18 protein-coding genes and 1 tRNA gene are annotated in these 21,746 nt (G+C 57.8%); 7 read left to right on the forward strand and 12 right to left on the reverse strand.

Annotated elements, in window-relative coordinates; genetic code table 11:
• Positions 1 to 74 precede the first annotated feature (74 nt).
• Entirely contained in the window at positions 75 to 2,126 is a 2,052-nt protein-coding gene (locus tag ACR0LY_RS02620) for a ComEC/Rec2 family competence protein (RefSeq protein ID WP_170348830.1), read from the forward strand.
• Here the strand turns inward: ACR0LY_RS02620 and lexA are convergent.
• From lexA to ACR0LY_RS02650, 6 genes are all read right to left on the reverse strand, one after another.
• Positions 2,120 to 2,818, reverse strand: coding sequence for a transcriptional repressor LexA (gene lexA / locus ACR0LY_RS02625; protein WP_170348829.1), 699 nt, complete (start codon positions 2,816 to 2,818; stop codon positions 2,120 to 2,122). The genes ACR0LY_RS02620 and lexA overlap by 7 nt on opposite strands.
• A 78-nt stretch (positions 2,819 to 2,896) precedes the next feature.
• Positions 2,897 to 4,069 carry a molybdopterin molybdotransferase MoeA gene (locus tag ACR0LY_RS02630; protein WP_170348828.1) on the reverse strand — a complete coding sequence of 391 codons (1,173 nt, stop codon included), beginning with the start codon at positions 4,067 to 4,069 and terminating at the stop codon, positions 2,897 to 2,899.
• The gene (moaC, locus tag ACR0LY_RS02635) at positions 4,066 to 4,539 is read right to left on the reverse strand and encodes a cyclic pyranopterin monophosphate synthase MoaC (RefSeq protein ID WP_170348827.1); all 474 of its coding nucleotides are present in this window, start codon (positions 4,537 to 4,539) and stop codon (positions 4,066 to 4,068) included. Before moaC ends, ACR0LY_RS02630 begins: the two co-directional genes overlap by 4 nt.
• On the reverse strand, positions 4,539 to 5,351 hold the full coding sequence (trpC, locus tag ACR0LY_RS02640) for an indole-3-glycerol phosphate synthase TrpC (RefSeq protein ID WP_170348826.1): 813 nt from the start codon (positions 5,349 to 5,351) through the stop codon (positions 4,539 to 4,541). The genes moaC and trpC overlap by 1 nt, the downstream gene beginning before the upstream one ends.
• On the reverse strand, positions 5,348 to 6,367 hold the full coding sequence (gene trpD / locus ACR0LY_RS02645) for an anthranilate phosphoribosyltransferase (RefSeq protein ID WP_170348825.1): 1,020 nt from the start codon (positions 6,365 to 6,367) through the stop codon (positions 5,348 to 5,350). The genes trpC and trpD overlap by 4 nt, the downstream gene beginning before the upstream one ends.
• Entirely contained in the window at positions 6,364 to 6,945 is a 582-nt protein-coding gene (locus ACR0LY_RS02650) for an anthranilate synthase component II (protein ID WP_170348824.1), read from the reverse strand. The genes trpD and ACR0LY_RS02650 overlap by 4 nt, the downstream gene beginning before the upstream one ends.
• A 117-nt stretch (positions 6,946 to 7,062) precedes the next feature.
• On the opposite strand from ACR0LY_RS02650, the gene ACR0LY_RS02655 reads away from it, so the two are divergent.
• A complete protein-coding gene (locus ACR0LY_RS02655; RefSeq protein ID WP_480640508.1) occupies positions 7,063 to 8,631 on the forward strand; it encodes a divergent polysaccharide deacetylase family protein in 1,569 nt (522 codons plus the stop codon).
• A gap of 45 nt (positions 8,632 to 8,676) precedes the next feature.
• Here ACR0LY_RS02655 and trpE read toward each other — a convergent pair whose 3' ends face one another.
• From trpE to fabI, 5 genes are all read right to left on the reverse strand, one after another.
• Entirely contained in the window at positions 8,677 to 10,188 is a 1,512-nt protein-coding gene (gene trpE, locus ACR0LY_RS02660; protein ID WP_170348823.1) for an anthranilate synthase component I, read from the reverse strand.
• A 12-nt stretch (positions 10,189 to 10,200) separates the two neighbouring features.
• On the reverse strand, positions 10,201 to 12,042 hold the full coding sequence (locus ACR0LY_RS02665) for a peptidyl-prolyl cis-trans isomerase (protein ID WP_170348822.1): 1,842 nt from the start codon (positions 12,040 to 12,042) through the stop codon (positions 10,201 to 10,203).
• Between the two features lie 80 nt (positions 12,043 to 12,122).
• Entirely contained in the window at positions 12,123 to 13,298 is a 1,176-nt protein-coding gene (locus tag ACR0LY_RS02670; protein WP_170348821.1) for an aminotransferase, read from the reverse strand.
• Between the two features lie 27 nt (positions 13,299 to 13,325).
• A complete protein-coding gene (gene gpt / locus ACR0LY_RS02675; protein ID WP_170348820.1) occupies positions 13,326 to 13,835 on the reverse strand; it encodes a xanthine phosphoribosyltransferase in 510 nt (169 codons plus the stop codon).
• Between the two features lie 4 nt (positions 13,836 to 13,839).
• Positions 13,840 to 14,646: an enoyl-ACP reductase FabI gene (gene fabI / locus ACR0LY_RS02680; RefSeq protein ID WP_170348819.1), complete on the reverse strand. Its 807-nt coding sequence runs from the start codon at positions 14,644 to 14,646 to the stop codon at positions 13,840 to 13,842.
• A 135-nt stretch (positions 14,647 to 14,781) separates the two neighbouring features.
• On the opposite strand from fabI, the gene pdxH reads away from it, so the two are divergent.
• The 4 genes from pdxH to ACR0LY_RS02700 all read left to right on the forward strand — a co-directional run bounded on the left by pdxH (position 14,782) and on the right by ACR0LY_RS02700 (position 16,630).
• Positions 14,782 to 15,387 carry a pyridoxamine 5'-phosphate oxidase gene (gene pdxH, locus ACR0LY_RS02685; protein ID WP_170348818.1) on the forward strand — a complete coding sequence of 202 codons (606 nt, stop codon included), beginning with the start codon at positions 14,782 to 14,784 and terminating at the stop codon, positions 15,385 to 15,387.
• A 142-nt stretch (positions 15,388 to 15,529) separates the two neighbouring features.
• Positions 15,530 to 16,036 carry a cold-shock protein gene (locus tag ACR0LY_RS02690; RefSeq protein ID WP_174818762.1) on the forward strand — a complete coding sequence of 169 codons (507 nt, stop codon included), beginning with the start codon at positions 15,530 to 15,532 and terminating at the stop codon, positions 16,034 to 16,036.
• A 6-nt stretch (positions 16,037 to 16,042) separates the two neighbouring features.
• On the forward strand, positions 16,043 to 16,510 hold the full coding sequence (locus ACR0LY_RS02695; protein WP_170348816.1) for a DUF192 domain-containing protein: 468 nt from the start codon (positions 16,043 to 16,045) through the stop codon (positions 16,508 to 16,510).
• 43 nt (positions 16,511 to 16,553) lie between these two features.
• A tRNA-Pro gene (locus ACR0LY_RS02700) sits at positions 16,554 to 16,630 on the forward strand.
• 10 nt (positions 16,631 to 16,640) lie between these two features.
• On the opposite strand, the gene ACR0LY_RS02705 is transcribed toward ACR0LY_RS02700, so the two are convergent.
• Positions 16,641 to 17,075, reverse strand: coding sequence for a hypothetical protein (locus ACR0LY_RS02705; protein WP_170349409.1), 435 nt, complete (start codon positions 17,073 to 17,075; stop codon positions 16,641 to 16,643).
• A gap of 531 nt (positions 17,076 to 17,606) precedes the next feature.
• On the opposite strand from ACR0LY_RS02705, the gene ACR0LY_RS02710 reads away from it, so the two are divergent.
• Positions 17,607 to 21,227: a vitamin B12-dependent ribonucleotide reductase gene (locus tag ACR0LY_RS02710; protein WP_170348815.1), complete on the forward strand. Its 3,621-nt coding sequence runs from the start codon at positions 17,607 to 17,609 to the stop codon at positions 21,225 to 21,227.
• The last annotated feature ends 519 nt before the right edge of the window (positions 21,228 to 21,746 follow it).

Genomic DNA, 21,746 nt, shown 5'->3' on the forward strand with positions numbered 1-21,746 from the left:
TGGATTAACCTTTTGGTAACCGTGTCGGGCATAGTTTGGCGTCTGTCTAACGAGCCCGAAGGACGGGGGCAACCATGCGTGTTCTGACACGGGTCGACGCCGCTTTGCTGAACCAGACAGGGTATTTGTTCCAGTGGTCTCCGATTTGTCTGGCAGTTGGCATCGGCCTCTATTTCAGCCTTCGGTTTGAACCGGAATGGCAGGTCTATGCCTGTCTTCTACTTGGGATCACGTTGCTGGTCTGGGTTGGCCGCACGCGGCGCACTGGCTGGGCTGCGTTGGCAACGGGGGGCGCGCTGATCGCGTCCGGTTTTATACTGGCCGGCGCCCGAGCCCATACGGTCGCAGAGCCGGTCCTGTCCTGGCGTTACTACGGCCCGATCGAGGGGCGGGTCGTAGCCATGGATCGCTCTGCGTCGGACGCGTTGCGGGTCACGCTGGATCGGGTGCGCATAGGGGATGTGCCCGCAGATCGCAGACCGCAGCGCGTCCGGCTTTCACTGCACGGAGGATCGGTTTCCCTGGCGCCTGGGCAAAGGATCATGACCACCGGGCATCTCTCACCGCCGCAAGGGCCGGTTGAACCCGGAGGGTTTGATTTCCGCCGTCATGCCTGGTTTCAAGGGCTGGGCGCGGTTGGCTATACCCGGGTGCCGGTGATGACCATTGCCCCCGCAACTGACGCGACCGAAGGGGTCCGGGTAACTGCCTGGCGTATGGCTATCTCGGAAAGGGTACGTGCGATCCTGCCTGGTGAGATCGGTGGGTTCGCAGCCGCCGTTACAACCGGAGATCGCAGTGGCATGGGGCAAGAGACGTTAAAATCCCTGCGGGCCTCGAACCTAGCGCATTTGCTGGCGATTTCGGGCCTTCACATGGGGTTGCTGACGGGGTTCGTTTTTCTGGTGTTTCGGTTGGGCTTATCAGCCATTCCTTCAGTGGCCTTAAGGTTGCCCGTCCGCAAGTTGGCGGCAGTTTGTGCGTTGATCGCGGCCGTCCTTTACCTACTGTTGTCCGGGGGCAATGTTGCAACGGAACGCGCTTTCGTCATGGCCAGCGTAATGCTGGGGGCGATCCTGATCGACCGCCGTGCGATTTCTTTGCGGGCCGTGGCCGTGGCTGCCATAATCGTGTTGATTCTACGGCCAGAAACATTGTTGAGCCCAGGCTTCCAGATGTCCTTTGCTGCCACTACGGCGCTTGTCGCGGTGTTTGGGCTGTTGCGGGACTATGGCCCAATGCCCGGTCCAAAATGGCTGAAACCGGTGACCGGCTTGCTGTTGTCCTCGGCGATTGCAGGGCTTGCGACCGCACCTATCGGGGCGGCGCATTTCAACACGATGTCACACTATGGGTTGCTGGCCAATATGCTCTCGGTCCCGGTAATGGGCACGATTGTGGTGCCCGCCGCCTTTGTCGCGGCATTGCTGACCCCTTTCGGGCTAGAGGCGGTCGCATTGAATGTCATGGGTCTGGGGTTGGAGTGGATTCTGATCGTTTCAGACAAGGTGTCAAACTTAGATGGCGCGCAAGGCTATGTCGTTTGTCCGCCACATTACGTGTTGCCCATGTTTGCGCTGGGGGCGTTGTGGCTGGCGCTGTGGCAGGGCCGCGCAAAATGGATTGGGATTATCCCGGTTGCGTCCGCATTTTTGTCGTGGGGGCAGGGGCAAAGACCCGAGGTTCTGATCGCGGAATCAGGCGGGCTGGTGGGGGTCATGACTGAACATGGCCGCGCGCTGAGCAAAGAAAAAGGTAGCGGTTTCATCGCTACGGTATGGTTGGAAAACGATGGTGACGGAGTAGATCAGAAGAAGGCGGCCAGCCGCTGGCCTGATGCAGAAAACGCTGTTCAGCGCTTTGATTGGCAGGGCAAGGAAGTGATTCACATCACCGGAAAACGTGCGGCTCAAGGGTTTGAAGAATGCCAATCAAACCAGATCGTGGTGTCTGCAGTTGAGTTGAACCTGAACGGGGATTGCGGTCTTTTCGATCCGAACCGCCTGAAAGAGACCGGAAGCCTGGCGTTTTCAAAAGGACGCATAACAACCAGCCGAGAGGTAATCGGCCATCGCCTGTGGTCCCCGGCCATCGCCGAGAACCGCAATTTAAAACGGGATCAGTAGCTGCGGATCAACCCGACCAGCCGTCCTTGCACCTTGACCTTGTCCTCGGGCAGAACGCGGGTTTCATAGGCGGGGTTCGCAGCCTCAAGCGCGATAGCATTGCCGCGGCGGAAAAAGCGCTTCAGGGTCGCTTCCTGATCTTCGACCAGAGCCACGACGATATCGCCATTATCGGCAACCCGAGTTTCACGGATCACCACGACATCGCCGTCATTGATACCGGCATCGATCATCGAGTCGCCACGTACCTCAAGCGCGTAATGTTCACCTTTGCCCGAAACCATGCTGCCCGGGACCGCCACACGGTGCGATACGTGGCTGATCGCCTCAATCGGGACACCAGCGGCGATACGGCCCATGACCGGCAATTCCAAGGCATCTACAGTGACCGGTTCGAAATTCGCCGGGCGGGGACCTTCGGGCCTGTCGCCTTCAATCACGCGAGGTTTGAAAGCGGCTGTTGGTTCGCCGCCGAGACTCTCGGGCAGCTTCACGATCTCAATCGCGCGCGCCCGGTGGGCAAGGCGACGAATAAAGCCACGTTCTTCCAGCGCAGTGATCAGGCGATGAATCCCGGACTTCGACCGTAAATCCAGCGCGGCCTTCATTTCGTCGAAACTAGGCGGAACACCGTCCGCCTGAACGCGTTTGTGGATGAATTCCAACAAATCCAACTGTTTCTTGGTCAGCATTGCTCACACCTCGTCGGTCATGCGTTTTCTTTTGTTCTACGCATGTTCACGTTTTGTGTCAACGGATTTGAGCGTTGCCTATATCGGCAGGTACAGAACCTCATCCCCCGCGGGGCGCGCCGGATCATTCGGCTCACGAACCAAAAGCGCGTTGGCCTGCGCCAGAACGCTGAGAAGCGAGCTGTCCTGATCGGCACAGGCGCGAATGCCATCCTCACCGAGGACAGCTCGCATATAATGTTCGCGTGGGCCGTTTTTGCCGATGGGCTCGGCCAGCTTGGCCTGGCGAAACGGGGTCAGGGCTTGTTCGATGCCCAACATGCGACGCAACATGGGGATCAGGAAGAGATAACCGCAAACCATTGCACTCACGGGATTTCCCGGCAGCCCAACCATCGCTGTGTCACCCAACTGACCCGCCATCAGGGGTTTCCCGGGGCGCATGCGGATTTTGTAGAACGACCGCTCCATCCCCAATTTCTGAGAAACGTCCCCGACCAGATCGTATTCTCCGACCGAGGCACCCCCGATTGTCACGACCAGATCGGCGCCACTTGCCAGCCCAAACGCCGTTTCCAAGGACGCGACAGTGTCGCGCGCGATCGGTAGAATTCGCACATGTGCACTGGCATTCTCTAGCATGGCTTTCAGGCCAAAAGTGTTCGAAGCGATGATTTGATCCGGGCCTGGGATCTCACCGGGCATAACCAGTTCATCTCCGGTCGAAATCAATGCGACCACGGGTTTGCGTCTGACCGGCACTGTTGCAATATTCATTGCTGCCAACAGCGCGACGTCTTCAGGGCGCAAAAGGCGCGGAGCGCTGATCTTGGTGCCGACGGTAAAGTCGACACCTGCAGGTCGGATATTTGTTTTCAGTCCGGGATCGTCGGTGATTGTAAGCAAATCCCCGCGCCGTTCCGTATCTTCTTGAATAACAACGAAATCAGCACCTTCCGGCACCGGAGCGCCGGTAAAGATACGAACGGCCTGACCGGGGCCTACGGTGCCTTCAAAACGACGCCCGGCAGCGGATTCGCCAACTACTTTGAACATGGCGTGTTGTTCGACTTCGGTCGATTTCAGCGCATAACCGTCCATGGAAGAGGCTGCAAATGGCGGTTGATCGCGCGTGGCGCTGAGGTCTCCCGCCAGCACGCGGCCAGCAGATTCGGCAAGCGGAACTGTTTCGGCGTTTAGCGGGGAAACAAGATCAAACAGTAGCGACCGGGCTTCTTCGACCGTAATCATCTCGCCTCGTAACGGCCTGATTTACCGCCATCTTTCAGCAGGACCCGGATACCGCCGATCTCCATCGCCTTATCGACTGCCTTGGTCATGTCATACACAGTCAGCGCCGCGGTTGAGACCGCAGTCAACGCCTCCATCTCAACCCCGGTCTGGCCTGCGGTCTTGACGGTGGCTTCAATCTGTACGCCCGGCAAATCAGGGTTCAGGGTCAACTCAACCGCAACCTTTGTGACTGGCAAGGGGTGGCATAGCGGGATTAGGTCGGGTGTTTTCTTCGCTCCCATGATGCCTGCCAGCCGCGCAATACCCAATACGTCGCCCTTTTTGGCGCGTCCTTCTGAAATTAAATCAAAGGTTTCCTTTGCCATCTTGATGTGGCCAGCCGCCACCGCGACGCGGTCAGTAACAGCCTTGTCCGAGACGTCGACCATATGGGCCTGTCCCTGTGCATCGAAATGGGTCAGAGGCATCACATCACTCCGGGGATCAGCGGGTTTGCCAGCAATTGCCGGGTGGCGGCGGTGACATCATCCTGACGCATCAGGCTTTCCCCAATCAGGAAACACCGCGCGCCATAACGGGCGATATCGGCCAGGTCTTCGGGTGTACTCAGACCGCTTTCACAGACAATCGTCCGACCGCCAGGAACCAGTTTCGACAGACGGCGCGTGGTATCAAGTGTGGTCTCGAAGGTCTTGAGATTACGGTTGTTTATCCCGATCAATGGGCTTTTCAGTTGGGTCGCACGTTCCAGTTCAGCCTCGTCGTGAACTTCGATAAGAACGTCCATCCCCCAGTCAAAGGCCGTTTGTTCCAGCTCGGCCGCCTGACCATCTTCGACCGAGGCCATGATGATTAGAATGCAATCGGCACCCAAAGCGCGCGCTTCGACCACTTGATAAGGGTCGTACATGAAATCCTTACGCAGGGCTGGCAGCGACGTTGCTGCGCGTGCCTCGGTCAAGTATTCCTTGGCGCCTTGGAAGCTAGGCGTGTCGGTCAGTACAGACAGACAGGCTGCACCGCCTTCTTCATACGCCTTGGCCAATGCAGGCGGGTCGAAATCGGCGCGGATCAACCCCTTGGAGGGGCTGGCCTTTTTGACCTCGGCGATCAGGCCATACCCCTTGCGGGTCGCTTTCCGCAAGCTTTCGGCAAAGCCGCGCACTTCGGATGCAAAACGTGCCTCACTTTCCAGTTTTTCCAAGGACTTCTCAGCCTTGTCTGCAGCTATTTCTTCCAGCTTATAGGCTTTGATCTTGTCCAGTACCGTCTCGGTCATGCGGTCTCCTGAGTCATGCGGGCCAGAACCGCGATTTTTTCTTTGGCTTTTCCGCTGTCGATGCTTTCGACGGCTTTTTCGACACCATCCCGCAAATCTGTTGCGGCGTCTGCAACCACCAGCGCGGCGGCAGAGTTCAACAGAACCGCATCGCGATAGGCCGAGGGCTGCCCGTCCAGCAGTGCGCGGAAGGCGACAGCATTTTCTTCGGGTGTTCCGCCGATGATATCCTCGAACGGATGAACCGGTAGGCCCGCGTCTTCGGGGTGAAGTTCCACCTCCTTAACGCCACCATCCTCTAGTGCTGCGACCCAACTGATGCCAGTGATGGTCAGCTCATCGGTCCCGTCTGATCCGTGTACCAGCCAGGCGCGGTCAGACCCCAGCAGACCAAGCGTTTCGGCCATTGGGCGTATCAGGTCGCGGCTGAAGGCTCCGGTCAATTGGCGTTTGACGCCCGCAGGGTTCGTCAAAGGGCCGAGAATGTTGAAGATCGTCCGGGTCCCAAGCTCTTGCCGCGAGGGCATGACATGCGCAATGGCTGGGTGGTGCATCGGGGCCATCATAAAGCCGATACCGGCCTCTTTCAAAGCCTTTTCAACTGTTTCCGGGCCAACCATGACGTTGATCCCCAACTGCCCCAAAGCATCCGCTGCCCCGGATTTTGAGCTGAGGTTGCGGTTGCCATGCTTGGCCACGGTGACACCGGCACCAGCGACAACAAATGCCGTGGCGGTTGAGATATTGAGCGTGCCTTTGCCGTCCCCTCCGGTTCCGACGATATCCATTGCACCGTCGGGCGCGGTGACGGCATTGCACTTGGCGCGCATCACGGCGGCGGCCGCGGCGTATTCCTCGACCGTTTCGCCACGGGTGCGCATGGCCATCAGCAGGCCACCGATCTGGCTGGGCGTGGCTTCACCGTCAAACAAGATACCAAAAGCCTGTTCGGCTTCGGCACGGGTCAGAGGCCGATCGGCGGCGGCTCCGATCAGCGGTTTCAGAGCGTCGCTCATGCGGGAACTTTCATCTCAGACAGGAAATTCTTGAGCAGGGCGTGACCATGCTCGGAGGCGATGGATTCCGGGTGGAACTGAACGCCGTGAATCGGCAATTCTTTGTGCTGCAGACCCATAATGGTACCGTCTTCCAGCTCTGCCGTGACCTCAAGACAGTCGGGCAGGGTGTTGGGGTCGACCACCAAAGAATGATAGCGGGTCGCCTCAAATGGCGAGGGCAGCCCGGCAAACACACCTTTTCCGGAGTGGTGCATCGTTCCCATTTTGCCATGTACGATTTCGTGGCAGCGGATGACGTCGCCCCCAAAGGCCTGTCCGATGGTCTGATGGCCAAGACAGACTCCCATCAGCGGCGTTTTCGTTTCAGCCGCTGCTTCGGTCAAGGCCAAGCAGATACCGGCCTGATCCGGATCACAGGGGCCGGGGCTGAGCAGGATGCCGGATGGGTTCATGGCCATGGCTTCCTGAACGTCCAAGGCGTCATTCCGCCGAATGACCATCTCGGCGCCAAGTTCGCCTAAATAATGTACCAGGTTGTAGGTAAACGAGTCGTAGTTGTCGATCAGCAGCAGCATTTGGGCACTTGTCTCGGCTTGGGCATTTCGGGCTGGCGATGCAGCCCCGAGCCACGGTATAATGTCGGGACATACATGCTCAGGCTTGCGCGGCAGCGTCAAGGGGACATCCCGTTCTTGGCGCTGCGGCAAGCAAATGCCGCAGCAGACGGCGAACATGTGATCGATGCAGGGCCAAGACGAGAGGCAATTGTTATGGGCGGATTTGTCGGCGGAATGATCGTGGGAACGGTCGCTGTTCTTGTGCTGGGGGCGGTGCTGTCTTTGAACATGCCTTTGACCAGCAAACCGAACGTGGCGGTTTCTGCGCCTGAACCCTCTCTGGCTGATGTCCCGGATACAGTGGCGGACGCGACGGATACCGGGGGTGACCCCGATGTGCTGGACTTGCCACCAACCACACCTGAATCTGTCGGCGAACAGACGGACACGCTGGCTGAATTGTCAGATGTCGAGGTTGAGCCCGATGCCCAGCCCAAAGTCAACCTGGACCCGGCGCAAGTCGATGCGCCCAGCGTTGCTCAATCAGCTCCTGTAATTGCAACCACTGTGGCCCCGGTCGCTCCACAGGCCCCGCCGTTGTCGCAGGTATCCCCAAATGCCGAAGCCTTGCCTGAGGTGTCGCTGGAGGTGCCTGAACCTCAGCCTGAACCGGCCGTCGAACAAGAGCCCGAGGTTGTGGAGGCCGAGCCGAAACCAGAACCCGAGGTTGCCGAGGGGGCTCAGAAATCGGACCCTGTTGTTGCCGACAGTGCAGCACAACCGGAACCCGAGGTCGCCGCAGCCGCCGATCCGGAAACCGAGGAAAACCCATTTGTCGACAGCCCAATCGCCGTAGAAGGTGATGAGGATACAGCACCGCGCAATTTGCCCCGGATCGCGTCGGTTCCGCAAATTGGCGGGGCAAGCGAAGCGACCACAGTCTCGACAGTCGGAACGCGCGTGGTTCCATTAACGGAACGTGATGATGTTATTGAGGTCAGCACGACCAACGTGGCGGCTGTCCTTCCGGGCAAGCCGATCGAGGCTTATGCGGCGGAATTCGAAAACCCCGAATCCAAGCCGTTGATGTCAATCATTCTGATCGACGATGAAGGTGCCTATGGGGCTGAAGCTCTGCATGATTTTCCTTATCCGCTGAGTTTTGCCGTCAGCCCGTCTGATCCGGACGCTGTGGAAAAGATGGCGCGTCACCGCGAAGCCGGGTTCGAAGTTCTGGCTCTGGCTGATCTACACGAAGCCGCCAGCGCGCAGGATGCCGAAGTATCGCTGGCCGTATGGCTCGACACGCTGCCGGAAACGGTGGGTATTCTCGAAGGCGTGGATTCTGGCATTCAGGGCAATCGCAAGCTTGCCGACCAAGTGGCCGCAATTGCTGCCGGTACAGGGCGTGGTCTGATCACGCAGGACAATGGTCTGAACACTGTCCAAAAACTGGCTGCGCGCAACGGTATTCCATCGGGTGTGATTTTCCGCGATATCGACGGTGCGCGCCAGGACCCCAAGATCATGCGTCGTTTTCTGGACCAAGCGGCATTTCGTGCCGGGCAGGAGGGGACGGTTGTAATGCTGGGCCGTCTGCGCCCTGACACGATCTCGGCTTTGTTGCTGTGGGGGCTTGAAGATCGGGGCAGCCGTGTGGCGATGGCCCCAATCTCCGCAGTGATGATGAAAGAGGTTCAGTAACCTCGGAACAACGAAAACGGCTGGCCCTGAAAGCCCGCCGTTTTTTTATGTGTTGCCAGATCCTGTGAACCGGGACGCATCGGCAGCAGCGCGGCGAATGGCGTTTGATTTATGGACGGTTTCCATAAACTCTGCCTCGGGGTCGCTATCAAAAACAACACCGCCGCCCGCCTGAATATAAAGCTTGTGATCCTTCACGATGGCCGTTCGCAGAGCAATGCACATGTCCATGTCGCCGCCGGCACTGAAATAACCAACGCCGCCGCCATAGATACCGCGCTTTTCAGGCTCCAACTCGTCGATGATCTCCATCGCACGCACTTTTGGCGCGCCCGAGACGGTGCCAGCAGGCATCCCGGCAAAGAACGCGTCCAATGCGTCTTTGTCTTCGGCCAGCTCTCCGACCACGTTCGACACGATGTGCATCACATGGCTGTAGCGTTCGATGATGAACTCTTCGGTTGGCCGCACCGTTCCGATCTTGGCCACGCGGCCGGTATCGTTGCGGCCCAGGTCCAGCAACATTAAGTGTTCGGCCAGCTCTTTCTTGTCGGCCAGCAGATCGACCTCGTTGGCCTTATCCTCTTCGGGGGTTGCGCCACGGGGTCGGGTACCTGCGATGGGGCGGATTGTCACCTCGTCGCCAAAGACACGCACCAGAATTTCTGGGCTGGCACCGACCACCTGAAAGCCGCCAAAGTTGAAATAGAACATGAACGGAGAGGGGTTAGTGCGCCGCAATGACCGATAAAGTGTAAAGGGCGGCAGTGGGAAATCCTGTGTCCAACGCTGAGCTGGTACCACCTGAAAGATGTCACCTGCGCGGATGTATTCCTTGGCCTTTTTAACCGCTTCTATATAGCCGGATTTGGTGAAATTCGACACCGGAGGCGCGACTTCAGAGGCATCGCCCAGATCGCGAGTCTCGGCGGGCATGGCGCGTTCTAAATCGCGCACTGCGTCCATCACACGCTCAGCGGCTTGCGCATAGGCAGCCTTGGCGGATTGCCCCTCGGCGACCCAGGCAGGGGAGACGACCGTGACCTCTCCCTTTACACCGTCCAGAACGGCGATGACCGATGGGCGCAGCATAATCGCATCGGGTAGGCCCAGTGGGTCTGGGTTCACATCCGGCAGATACTCTACCAGACGCACCATGTCATACCCAAGATAACCGAACAGCCCTGCGGCGGCTTGAGGCAAATCGTCAGGCAGCTCAATCCGGCTTTCGGCCAGCAAGGCACGCAGATTGTCCATCGGATTGCCATCCTGAGGCGAAAACGCGTCGGCATCGAACCTGGCCGAGCGGTTCAATTCGGACGTCTCACCCCGGCAGCGCCAGATCAGGTCCGGTTTCATCCCGATGATTGAATAGCGGCCACGCACCTCGCCTCCGGTCACGGATTCCAGCATAAAGGCGTCTTTCTGCGCGCCCGTCAGCTTGAGCATCAGGGACACAGGCGTATCCAGATCGGCTGCCAAGCGGGTGTAAACGACCTGATTTTCGCCAGCCTCATAGGCGCGGGCGAAGCTGTCAAACTCGGGGGTCAGGGCCATGTTCGGTCTCTTTTAATAGCTCGACTGCACGGCGTTCAGCGCGCGTTGGTCAATCACGGGACGGGCGCGGGTCTGCGCGTCGCGCACATAAGCGTCAAAGATGTTCTGGGCCAGCGCCTGATTTAGCTGTGCTTCCAGCGCGGTTTGTACCTGGCGCAGTTCATCAGTTTCGGCGGGCGGTAGCAATTCTTCAAGACGCACGACGAACGCCGTGCCATCGCCAGGAATGACTCGCAGCTCACCAGGCTCCATCTCGAACACCTGACCCATGAAATCTGCCGGCACATCCTCAAGGAAAGCGGTGCGGGTCAGCGCATTTTCAACCCGGAACGGCAAACCGGTGGCGGTGAAATCGCCGTCAGCATTCAGTTGCTCCAGAGCGGAATTTGCATTTTCAGCCAACGCCTTGCCGGTTTCCACCTGCGTCCATGCGGCGGCCACACGATCACGTGCGCTTTCCAGAGGCTCGGGGCGTTGGGGCAGCACCTCGTTCAAACGCAAAGCAAAGATCGAACCGTCTTCGAGGAACGCAACCTCGGGGAAATCGCCTTCGTTTACGGCTTCGGCAGCGGCGCGGAAACCGTCATAGGCGGCGACGCCTTCACCGCTTTCGCGGGTCCAGTCGATCTGGCCCAATTCCATTTCGGTCTCGCCGGTCAGTTCTTCCAGCGTTGCACCACCAGCGAGCAGATCGTCAATGTCTTCGGCCTGTGCTTCGATTTGACGACGCGCGCGGTCGGCGGCCAGTTCTTCGCGCAGGGCAGGGGCGGCATCTTCGAACGGCGTGTTGTTTTCGGCCAGCGATCCGTTGATGCGGAACAGCGCGGGGCCGAAGGTCGAGGGCAGCGGGCCAACAACCGCGTCCAGATCGGCGGCAAAGACGGCATCAGCAGCTTCGCCCAGATCTTCGCGGGTGACGTCGCCAAGGTCGATATCGCTCAACTCTAGCTGGCGATCTCGCACGAGGTTTTCGAACGTGGTGCCACCGACCTCAAGCTGCGCAATCGCATGCTGTGCGTCTTCTTCGTTCGGATAAGTCAGACGTTCGACCAGACGTCGCTCGGGCTGATAGAATTCCGAGGCACGCTGATCATAGAGGCGACGCACCGCATCCTCATCAATCTCGACACTGTCCAACAGCATGTCGGGCGACAGAATCGCATAAGTCAGTTGCTTGGTACTGGGCAGGGTGAACTGATCCTGATTCTCATCATAGTAAGTCTGGATCTGCTCATCCGTGGGTGCAGGAACAGGCGATGTCAGGGCGTCGGGCCCGACCGTCGCAACGGTAAAACTGCGGCGTGCGCCGACATAGTCCGTCAGCACTTGCGTCAGAAGCGAAGGCATCTCAACCCCGCTGATCACCGCGTTTTGCACGATGGTGCGCGAGGACTCCTTGCGCAGATCCGATTCGAATTCGGTATCCGTCATGCCAGCCTGTTCCAGCTGGAACTGATAGGCCTCGCGGTCAAACGTGCCGTTGACGCCCTGAAAAGCCGGGATGGCGACGATTTCTTCTTGCAGGTTCTCATCCCCGATCGAAATGCCCAGCTCACCGACTTCGTTGTCCAGCGCGGCCAAAGCGGTCAGGCGCGACAGGGCCAACTGATCCAGACCGAACTCATGCGCCTGCGACATTTGCAAGGGCTGGCCGGTCTGGCTTTCGACCGCGCGAATTTCGCGCTGCAATTCGCGAACGTATTGGTTGATCGAAACCTCTTCGTTCCCAACTTGTGCGACGGTGCGCACGGTGCCGGTCAGGCTTGTTGCGCCAAAGCCCGCAAGGCCCAGCATCAATAGGCCCATGAGAATCCAGACAAAGGTCTTCGATAGGTTTTTCATGCCTGCGGCCATGGTGCCCTCTTAATCTTGTGGCAAGGAACTGCCCTGTCGGTTGCGGCCCTGAATACGACGCGCACCGCCGGGGGGCAAGCTCAGAAGGACAGGGCTTGCAACCGTTCGAACAATTGCTGAATACCGGCGCGGTCGAGATTAGCGAATGCAATGCGCATCTGGCGTTTTCCGGCGGGATCATCTGGCGGCATAAACATCGTTCCGGGCAGCAGAAGGATGCCGGCCTCCGCCACCAGACGGCGGGCCAGTTCGTCCGAGGGGATATCGAACGGATGTTCGAAATAGGCGAAATAGGCGCCCAAGCCTAACAGACGCCAACCCTTGTTAGTCAGGTTTGGCAACTGCTCTTGGATAGCCGCGCGGCGATCGAGGATTTCGTCACGCTCTCCGGCGACCCATTGCGACAGGTTCCGCATGCCCCAAAGGGCCGCGAATTGGCCGATCTGACCGGGGCAGATCGCCACCGTATCAAGGAATTTTTCTACCTCGGATAGCAGGTCAGCACCGGTTGCAATGGCACCAACCCGGTGGCCGGTCAGGCGATAGGCTTTGGAAAAGGAATAGAGGTGAACCAGCGTCTCGTCCCAGCCGGGCTGCGCGAACAGGTCATGCGGCGGGCCGCTGCGGCTGTCGAAATCGCGATAGGTCTCATCGACCAGCAAGCGCAGACCGTTTTCACGGGCCAGTTCGTAGAACGCGCGCACCAGATCGGCCGGGTATTCCACACCACCCGGGTTGTTCGGCGTCACCAGAGCGATGGCGCGGGTTTTGTCGGTGATCAAAGCGCGGGCGGCATCAGGATTAGGTAACAGATCATCACCGGTCTTCAGGTCAACGGCATGTACCCCGGCCATGTCCAACCACATTTTGTGATTAAAATACCATGGGGTTGGCAGGATGACCTCATCCCCTTCGTCAGTGATAGCCGAGATTGTGGCGGCAAATGCCTGATTGCAGCCCGAGGTGATTGCGACCTGATCCGGTGCGACCTCGACGTCATAGTGCTGACCAATTTGCACCGCCAGTTCGGTGCGCAGATCCGGATTGCCCAGCACGGGCCCATACAGATGGGCCCGATCCTCGGTCACCGCAAATTCGGCCATGGCCTGACGCAAGGCCAAAGGGGGCGGATCGACCGGCGCGGCCTGGCTGACATTGATCAAAGGCTGGTCGTCAGGGAAATTCGCGCCTTCCAGCCAGCGCCGCGCCTCCATCACCGGTGGGGCGAAGGTGGCGGCGGTGCGTGTCCGGGTCATGCGAGATCCTAGATGTTCAGGAAAAGATCAGTCTGTGCCGCGGTAGGGCTCGACATATTGCAGGGCCATATCCCACGGGAAGAAGATCCACGTATCCTGGCTGACTTCGGTGATGAACGTATCCACCATCGGGCGGCCTTTGGGTTTGGCATAGACAGTGGCAAAATGCGCCTTGGGGTACATCGCACGCACCAGTTCCAGTGTTTTGCCGCTGTCGACGAGATCGTCGATGATCAAAACGCCTTCACCATCACCCATCAGATCGGCATCAGGGGCTTTCAGCACCTCGGCTTCGCCTTGTTCCTGATGGTGATAGGACCGCACGCTAATCGTGTCGACGGTGCGAATGTCCAGCTCACGGCTGGCGATCATGGCTGGGGCCATACCACCGCGTGTGATCGCAACAACCGCGCGCCAAGCACCGTCGTCCGGTCCTTGACCATCCAGCCGCCATGCCAGAGCACGGGAATCGCGATGGATTTGGTCCCAACTGATGTGAAAGCCTTTTTCGTGAGGCAGACGGTCCTTGGCGCTCATTGCGTTAACCCTTTTCAACGTCCGGGGCGTCGACGGCTTTCATACCGACGATGTGATACCCCGAATCTACGTGCAGATTTTCGCCCGTGACACCACTGCTGAGATCGGACAGCAGATACAGCGCTGATTTACCGACATCGTCGATGGTCACGTTGCGGCGCAGGGGCGAATTATACTCGTTCCACTTCATGATATAGCGGAAGTCACCAATACCGCTGGCTGCCAGCGTCTTGATCGGACCGGCCGAGATCGAGTTCACCCGGATACCGTCTTTGCCCAGATCCTCGGCCAGATATTTGACCGATGCTTCCAGCGCGGCCTTGGCGACACCCATGACGTTATAGTGCGGCATAACCTGCTCGGCACCGTAATAGGTCAGAGTGATTGCACTGCCGCCTTCGGACATCATCTTTTCCGCACGCTGCATGACGGCGGTGAAAGAGTAGACCGAAACATCCATGGTCAGCTTGAAATTCGCCCGGCTGGTATCGACGTACCGACCACGCAGCTCATTCTTGTCGGAAAAACCAATCGCGTGAACCACGAAGTCCAGCTTGCCCCATTTCTGTTCCAATTCCGAGAACAGAGCATCAATCGAGTCCTCGTCACCCACATCACAGGGAAGAACAATTTCACTGCCCAGCTGCGCCGCCAGCGGATCGACCCGCTTTTTTAGGGCATCGCCCTGATAGGAAAAGGCCAATTCGGCCCCGGCATCGGATAAAGCGCGGGCAATGCCCCATGCGATCGATTTATCATTGGCCAGTCCCATGATGAGGCCGCGTTTGCCGGCCATCAACTGATTTGACATGTTTGGTTCTCCGCCTGTCTTCGCGATTTGTTGCGTTGGTTTATGCCATTGGATGCGCTGCATCAAGGCCGCGTACTCTTGCCCGCAGCGGGTTCTCGCCCTAGGGTGGCCAATAATAGTTTCCGGGGGATGGAAATGACCGAGCGTGACGGCATCTTCGCCGGCTCCGATCCGTTTGAAATAGCGGGGCGGTGGCTGGGTGAGGCCAAAGACAGCGAACCGAACGATCCCAATGCAATAGCGTTGGCAACCGTCGATTCTGACGGCATGCCGAACGTGCGTATGGTGCTGTTGAAAGAAATCGAATCCGGTGCCTTTGTATTTTACACCAACTACGAAAGTGCCAAGGCGGCCGAATTGAATTCGGCGGGCAAAGCAGCTTTTGTAATGCATTGGAAATCATTGAGGCGGCAAATCCGTGTTCGTGGTACAATAACCCGCGAAAGCGGGGCGCAAGCCGATGAATATTATGCGTCGCGCTCGCTAAAAAGCCGTCTTGGGGCTTGGGCTTCGAAACAGTCTCAGCCTCTCAGCAGCCGGGCTGCTTTGATGGCAGAAGTTGCAAAGGTGACCGCGAAATTAGGGCCGAACCCACCGCGACCACCGTTCTGGGGCGGGTACAGGTTAGTGCCGAGCGAGATTGAGTTTTGGGCCGATGGTGCATTCCGGTTGCACGACAGGTTTCAGTGGCGCCGGGATCAGGAAGACTCGGCATGGGATGTACAAAGGTTGAATCCATGACATTCGCGTATCGTGAAATGCAACACAAAGAAATCAAAGGATTTTTTCAGCTTGAATTTGCGAGCCAATCCCATACACATCGGACCCTTAACGAACTATTAATTTTCGCGATAGGAATGCTGTGCCGGAAGACCTGAACAATATGTACCGCGTTCGAGGACACGTGAAATGGTTTGACCCCGCTAAGGGGTACGGTTTCGTTGTGTCCGACGAAGGTGGCCCGGATATTCTGTTGCATGTGAACGTGTTACGTAACTTTGGTCAAAGCTCGGTCGCCGATGGCGCCGGGATCGAGATCATGACGCATCGCACTGACCGCGGCGTTCAGGCGGTTGAGGTTGTCAGCGTAGACCCACCGGCGCGCACCGACTCAATGATGTTGGCTGATTTCGCGGAACTTGATCCGGTTGTGATCGCGGAGGCTCCTTTGGAAGCGGCGCGGGTGAAATGGTTCGACAAGGGCAAGGGTTTTGGCTTTGCCAATGTTTTTGGTCGGGACGAAGACGTTTTCCTGCATATCGAGGTGCTGCGCCGATCTGGTCTGGCTGATCTGCAACCAGGCGAAGCGTTGGCGATGCGCGTCATTAATGGCAAACGCGGGCGTATGGCGGCTCAGGTCCTGGCCTGGGAAGCTGCACTGGACGAATAATACCAGATGATCAGACTGTTAACGGTTCTTGCAAGTGTGACAATGCTGTGGGCCGGTAACGTGCTGGCTGCGTGCCAGGTGGATCGTGTCGGGCTGCGGAACGACAAAACTCAGGTCAGTTTCAACGTCGAGCTTGCAATCAGTCCGCAGGATAGGGCGCGTGGATTGATGTTTCGCGAGTCGCTGCCGCAACGGTCTGGAATGCTGTTCGTGTTCGATCCGCCGCAGCCAGTCGCCTTTTGGATGAGAAACACGCTGATTCCCTTGGATATCATTTTTCTGGATCGCACAGGCGCTGTTGTTCATGTGCATGAGAACGCGATTCCCGGGGATGAATCACTGATTGAAGGCGGAGATTCGGTTTATGCAGTCCTGGAAATCAACGCTGGATTGGCGGCGCGTTACCTGATCACCCCAGGAACACAGATGCAGCACGAAATTTTTTCGCAAGGTCCTGCAATTTGGCCGTGTTAGGGCTTTTCAAATCAGAATGGCAACGTTAGGAAGGCGCACGGTCCGGGGCGTGGCGCAGTCTGGTAGCGCACCTGTTTTGGGTACAGGGGGTCGTAGGTTCGAATCCTGCCGCCCCGACCACTTCTTCCTCTTATGTTAGTGAACCACCCATCTTTTGGAACAGCGCGCCCAACGCTTGATCCAGTGCTTTGCTCTCTACGGGAACTTTGACGGCTGGGCCCTGTTTTTGCGGCACATTGAAGAACAATTCGGCATCCACGCGATACCCGGTAGTGTTCTTGGTCGACGTCATGCGCATGACGCTTTTGGGCAGGTCCTGCGGGTAGCCATCATAATTGAGAATCAGAAACGCGGTGGTGTCCGGAGGAAGAAACTCCTGGCACTCAAACACCCGATTCCCCACTTTTTCGAACTTTTCTCCTGGCCCAGCGCACTGAGTCTCAAAGGTGTCAAACAACCGTTCGGGATATGTTTCAAACTGCGCGCTGCGGGTCGGAGGGGGCATATCTTGTGGTGCGCAGGCCACGATAAGGGCCATTGCGGGCAGAAATCGAAACGCGGTCATCCACTCTGACACTCTCGATTTTCTATTCTGCACGTTATGCCTCCTGTCTGGCCGCGCGACCGGTGGTGTTGTGATTCTCATTCAGCCTATCCACCTTACAACGAGATTATCAAATGCCGGTAACTCTGCTGATAAAAACAGTTAATCCTGTTGTGCGATTTTCAAGTGCAGTGCTTTATCCCGTGGATGAACCTGTGGAGGAATCGGAATCCAACGCCCGCGGACCCTTTGGAACCGTTTGGTCAACAAAAAAGATTTCAAAAATGAATGAAAATGGCGTTGACGATCTATGGCCGAATACGCCAAGTTGTATGGGCCGAAAGACATGCCACTAAATCTGGTAGCATAACCAGGGTAAGGCATAGGGCGAGGGTCGGAAAGCACATCTATTAAACGTGCAACCGTATAAGCGGTTTCGCGCTGTTAAAGACAGCGACCGGTCATTTGCGCCCAATTTTCAGGCATGGCGTGCGGATCGCTGAAATGCATCTGACGCGAACGGACAAGTTGATTGAATCTAGGGCTGCGGACATGAAGATTGACAGGAAATTCACCAAATCGGGGCAAGATGCATACGCAGAACTGGATTTTGTCTCTGCGACATCTGAGATACGGAACCCGGACGGCACCATTGTTTTCCGACTGGATGAAATCGAGATCCCCGCAAAGTGGAGCCAGGTCGCCAGTGATGTCATCGCTCAGAAGTACTTTCGTAAGGCTGGCGTTCCGTCGGCTCTGAAAAAGGTCAAGGAAAAGGACGTTCCCGAATTTCTGTGGCGCTCAGTTCCTGCAGAAGGTGCTGAATTCGGTGGCGAAACCTCGTCCAAGCAGGTGTTCGACCGCTTGGCGGGCGCTTGGGCGTATTGGGGTTGGAAGGGCGGCTATTTCTCGACCGAGGAGGATGCGCGCGCTTACTTTGACGAGATGCGTTATATGCTGGCGACTCAGCGCGCCGCGCCGAACAGCCCGCAGTGGTTCAACACAGGTCTGCACTGGGCCTACGGAATCGATGGCCCTGCGCAGGGTCACCACTATGTCGATTACAAGACCGGCAAGCTGACCAAATCGAAATCCGCATACGAGCATCCGCAGCCGCACGCGTGCTTCATCCAGTCCGTCGATGATGATTTGGTGAACGAAGGCGGCATCATGGATCTTTGGGTGCGCGAGGCGCGCCTTTTCAAATACGGCTCGGGTACCGGGACCAACTTCAGCCATCTGCGTGCAGAAGGCGAGGCGCTGTCGGGTGGCGGCAAATCCTCGGGCCTCATGGGCTTTCTCAAGATCGGCGACCGCGCCGCTGGCGCGATCAAATCAGGCGGAACAACCCGTCGAGCAGCAAAGATGGTAATCGTCGATGCTGATCACCCTGACATCGAAAAATTCATCGAATGGAAGGTGATCGAAGAGCAGAAGGTGGCCTCGATCGTTGCCGGATCGAAGATGCACGAGAAGATGCTGAACGGCATTTTCGAGGCCATCCGTAGCTGGGACGGCGCTCAGGACGACGCGTATGATCCCAACAAGAATGACAGCCTGAAGAAAGCGGTTCGCGAAGCCAAAAAGGTTGCGATCCCAGAAACTTACATCAAGCGCGTTCTGGATTACGCCAAGCAGGGCCATGACAGTATTGAGTTCCCAACCTATGATACGGATTGGGATTCGGAAGCCTATAGCTCGGTGTCGGGCCAAAACTCGAACAACTCGATCCGTGTGACCAACGCATTCCTGACCGCCGTCGAGAAAGACGCGGATTGGGAATTGATCAACCGCACCGATGGCAAAGTCTCGAAGACCGTCAAGGCGCGGGATCTGTGGGAAAAGGTTGGCCACGCCGCATGGGCTTGCGCCGATCCCGGCATTCAGTTCCATGACACAGTTAACGAATGGCATACATGCCCGGCGGACGGAGAGATTCGCGGCTCGAACCCTTGCTCGGAATACATGTTCCTCGATGACACGGCTTGTAACCTGGCGTCGATGAACCTGCTGACCTTCCTCAAGGATGGTGAATTCCAGGCGGCGGACTATATGCACGCTTCGCGTCTGTGGACACTGACGCTGGAAATCTCGGTGACTATGGCGCAGTTCCCGTCGAAGGAAATCGCGCAATTGTCCTATGACTTCCGTACCTTGGGTCTGGGATATGCCAATATCGGCGGCCTGCTGATGAATATGGGCTACAGTTACGACTCGGATGAGGGGCGCTCGATCTGTGGCGCGCTGACCGCGATCATGACCGGTGTCGCCTATGCGACCTCGGCCGAGATTGCAGGCGAGCTTGGACCTTTCAAGGGGTATGAGCGCAACGCTGAACACATGCTGCGCGTCATCCGCAACCACCGTCGTGCATCGCAAGGCGTGACCGATGGTTATGAAAAACTGGCCGTAAAGCCGGTGCCACTGGACCATGGTAACTGCCCGGACAAGCGTCTGATCGATCTGGCCATGTCCGCTTGGGATGAGGCGCTGAGCCTCGGTGAGAAGAACGGCTACCGGAACGCGCAGGCCACCGTGATTGCGCCCACCGGCACCATCGGTCTGGTGATGGATTGCGACACCACTGGGATCGAGCCTGACTTTGCGCTGGTAAAGTTCAAGAAGCTGGCCGGTGGCGGTTACTTCAAGATCATCAACCGTTCGGTGCCTTCCGCTCTGGAAAAGCTGGGCTATTCCTCGTCGCAGATCGAAGAAATCGTCGGTTATGCGGTTGGTCACGGCACTATCGGCAACGCGCCGGGGATTAACCACACCTCGCTGACCGGTCACGGTTTTGGCCCAAATGAGCTGGCCAAGGTGGACGCCGCGCTGGAAAGCGCCTTTGATATCCGGTTCGTGTTCAATCAGTGGACACTGGGCGAGGATTTCTGCACCGGAGTTCTGGGCATCCCGGCGACCAAGCTGAATGACCCGACTTTCGACCTGCTGCGCCATCTGGGCTTTACCAAGGCGGATATCGACGCGGCGAACGATCATGTCTGCGGAACCATGACGCTGGAAGGCGCGCCGCATCTGAAGGAAGAACACTATTCGATCTTTGACTGCGCCAACCCGTGCGGCAAGAAAGGCAAGCGTTTCCTTGGGGTTGATAGCCACATCACCATGATGGCGGCGGCGCAGAGCTTTATCTCGGGTGCGATCTCGAAGACGATCAACATGCCAAATGACGCGACCATCGAGGACTGCCAGAAGGCATACGAACTGTCATGGTCGCTGGGTGTGAAGGCGAACGCGCTGTATCGTGATGGTTCGAAACTGTCGCAGCCTCTGGCGGCGGCGCTCGTCGAGGATGACGATGAAGCCGCTGAAGTGCTTGAAAGCGGATCGGCGCAGGAGAAAGCCGTCGTTCTGGCCGAAAAAGTGATCGAGAAGGTTGTGGTCAAGGAAATCATCCGCAGCCACCGCGAGAAACTGCCACATCGCCGCAAGGGCTATACCCAGAAAGCGATCGTGGGCGGCCACAAGGTCTATCTGCGAACCGGTGAGTTCGAAGACGGCAAGTTGGGCGAGATCTTCATCGATATGCACAAGGAAGGCGCTGGCTTCCGGGCGATGATGAACAACTTTGCCATCGCTGTCTCGGTTGGCTTGCAATATGGCGTACCGCTGGAAGAGTTCGTCGATGCGTTTACCTTCACCAAGTTCGAACCGGCGGGGATGGTACAGGGCAACGACTCGATCAAGAATGCGACCTCGATCCTGGATTACATCTTCCGCGAACTGGCCGTGTCTTATCTGGACCGAACCGATCTGGCCCACGTGAAGCCCGAAGGTGCAACCTTCGATGATCTGGGCCGGGGCGAGGAAGAGGGTGTCTCAAACGTCTCTGAAATCAGTGAAAGTGCAGCGACTAAGTCGCTGGAAGTGCTGAAACAAATCAGCTCAACCGGGTATCTGCGCAAGCGTCTGCCGCAGGATCTTGTCGTCTTTAACGGCGGTCAGGCCGAGGTGAACGGCATGGCGGAAACCGCCGCATCGTTCGAGGCTCCGGTCGCGGAAACAGCGGTTGCCACAGGCATGGATGCTCGCACCAAAGCCAAGATGCAGGGCTACGAAGGAGACCCGTGCGGCGAATGTGGAAACTATACGCTGGTGCGCAACGGCACCTGCATGAAATGCAACACCTGCGGCGGGACCAGCGGGTGTAGCTAAGGCAAACGCCCCGCCACGCGGGGTGTAGGGACCTGAATTTCCCCTCGGATATTCGGTCCCGACGAATACGGGGCAAGGCATAGCCTGAGACTTACCACTAGGCGTCTTGCTCCACTCGGTCGACATGCCCGTGTCGGCCGGGAACAGGGTGGGGCGGAATATTTGCTCTTTCCCACTCTTTCACGGGGCGGGTGCGCTCGTCCCATGCGCAGTCCAGGCCGCAGGCAAAAAAACACCGGGCGGTCAACGAAATGAGCCTGGAAGGCGAAACTGACAGGGGGCTTCGGCCCCCTTTCTTTTTTCAACCGTGAATGGGAAATTAGGCAGGGTTCTGCCAGATTGTGCATTCCTCATCGGGCAAGACCCGCCGAGACGTGATGGGGGAATTTTGCCCAGCGGCTCGCCGCAGACGCGACTCGGAAAAACACGCAAAGATTGGCGCGAAAGTGGCTTAGTCCCGCAATGCGGGTGACAGCAGCCCGGCGTGCGGTGTTTGTAGGGCTTGTCCGGACGCAAACA

The organism is Ruegeria sp. BC5, from assembly GCF_056539205.1.

Bases quoted from the DNA above. Each gene is read 5' to 3' on its own strand.
- ACR0LY_RS02620 (WP_170348830.1), top strand. From the start codon at position 75: ATGCGTGTTCTGACACGGGTCGACGCCGCTTTGCTGAACCAGACAGGG.
- lexA (WP_170348829.1), bottom strand. From the start codon at position 2,818: ATGCTGACCAAGAAACAGTTGGATTTGTTGGAATTCATCCACAAACGC.
- ACR0LY_RS02630 (WP_170348828.1), bottom strand. From the start codon at position 4,069: ATGATTACGGTCGAAGAAGCCCGGTCGCTACTGTTTGATCTTGTTTCC.
- moaC (WP_170348827.1), bottom strand. From the start codon at position 4,539: ATGCCTCTGACCCATTTCGATGCACAGGGACAGGCCCATATGGTCGAC.
- trpC (WP_170348826.1), bottom strand. From the start codon at position 5,351: ATGACCGAGACGGTACTGGACAAGATCAAAGCCTATAAGCTGGAAGAA.
- trpD (WP_170348825.1), bottom strand. From the start codon at position 6,367: ATGAGCGACGCTCTGAAACCGCTGATCGGAGCCGCCGCCGATCGGCCT.
- ACR0LY_RS02650 (WP_170348824.1), bottom strand. From the start codon at position 6,945: ATGCTGCTGCTGATCGACAACTACGACTCGTTTACCTACAACCTGGTA.
- trpE (WP_170348823.1), bottom strand. From the start codon at position 10,188: ATGGCCCTGACCCCCGAGTTTGACAGCTTCGCCCGCGCCTATGAGGCT.
- ACR0LY_RS02665 (WP_170348822.1), bottom strand. From the start codon at position 12,042: ATGGCCGCAGGCATGAAAAACCTATCGAAGACCTTTGTCTGGATTCTC.
- ACR0LY_RS02670 (WP_170348821.1), bottom strand. From the start codon at position 13,298: ATGACCCGGACACGCACCGCCGCCACCTTCGCCCCACCGGTGATGGAG.
- gpt (WP_170348820.1), bottom strand. From the start codon at position 13,835: ATGAGCGCCAAGGACCGTCTGCCTCACGAAAAAGGCTTTCACATCAGT.
- fabI (WP_170348819.1), bottom strand. From the start codon at position 14,646: ATGTCAAATCAGTTGATGGCCGGCAAACGCGGCCTCATCATGGGACTG.
- pdxH (WP_170348818.1), top strand. From the start codon at position 14,782: ATGACCGAGCGTGACGGCATCTTCGCCGGCTCCGATCCGTTTGAAATA.
- ACR0LY_RS02690 (WP_174818762.1), top strand. From the start codon at position 15,530: ATGTACCGCGTTCGAGGACACGTGAAATGGTTTGACCCCGCTAAGGGG.
- ACR0LY_RS02695 (WP_170348816.1), top strand. From the start codon at position 16,043: ATGATCAGACTGTTAACGGTTCTTGCAAGTGTGACAATGCTGTGGGCC.
- ACR0LY_RS02705 (WP_170349409.1), bottom strand. From the start codon at position 17,075: ATGACCGCGTTTCGATTTCTGCCCGCAATGGCCCTTATCGTGGCCTGC.
- ACR0LY_RS02710 (WP_170348815.1), top strand. From the start codon at position 17,607: ATGAAGATTGACAGGAAATTCACCAAATCGGGGCAAGATGCATACGCA.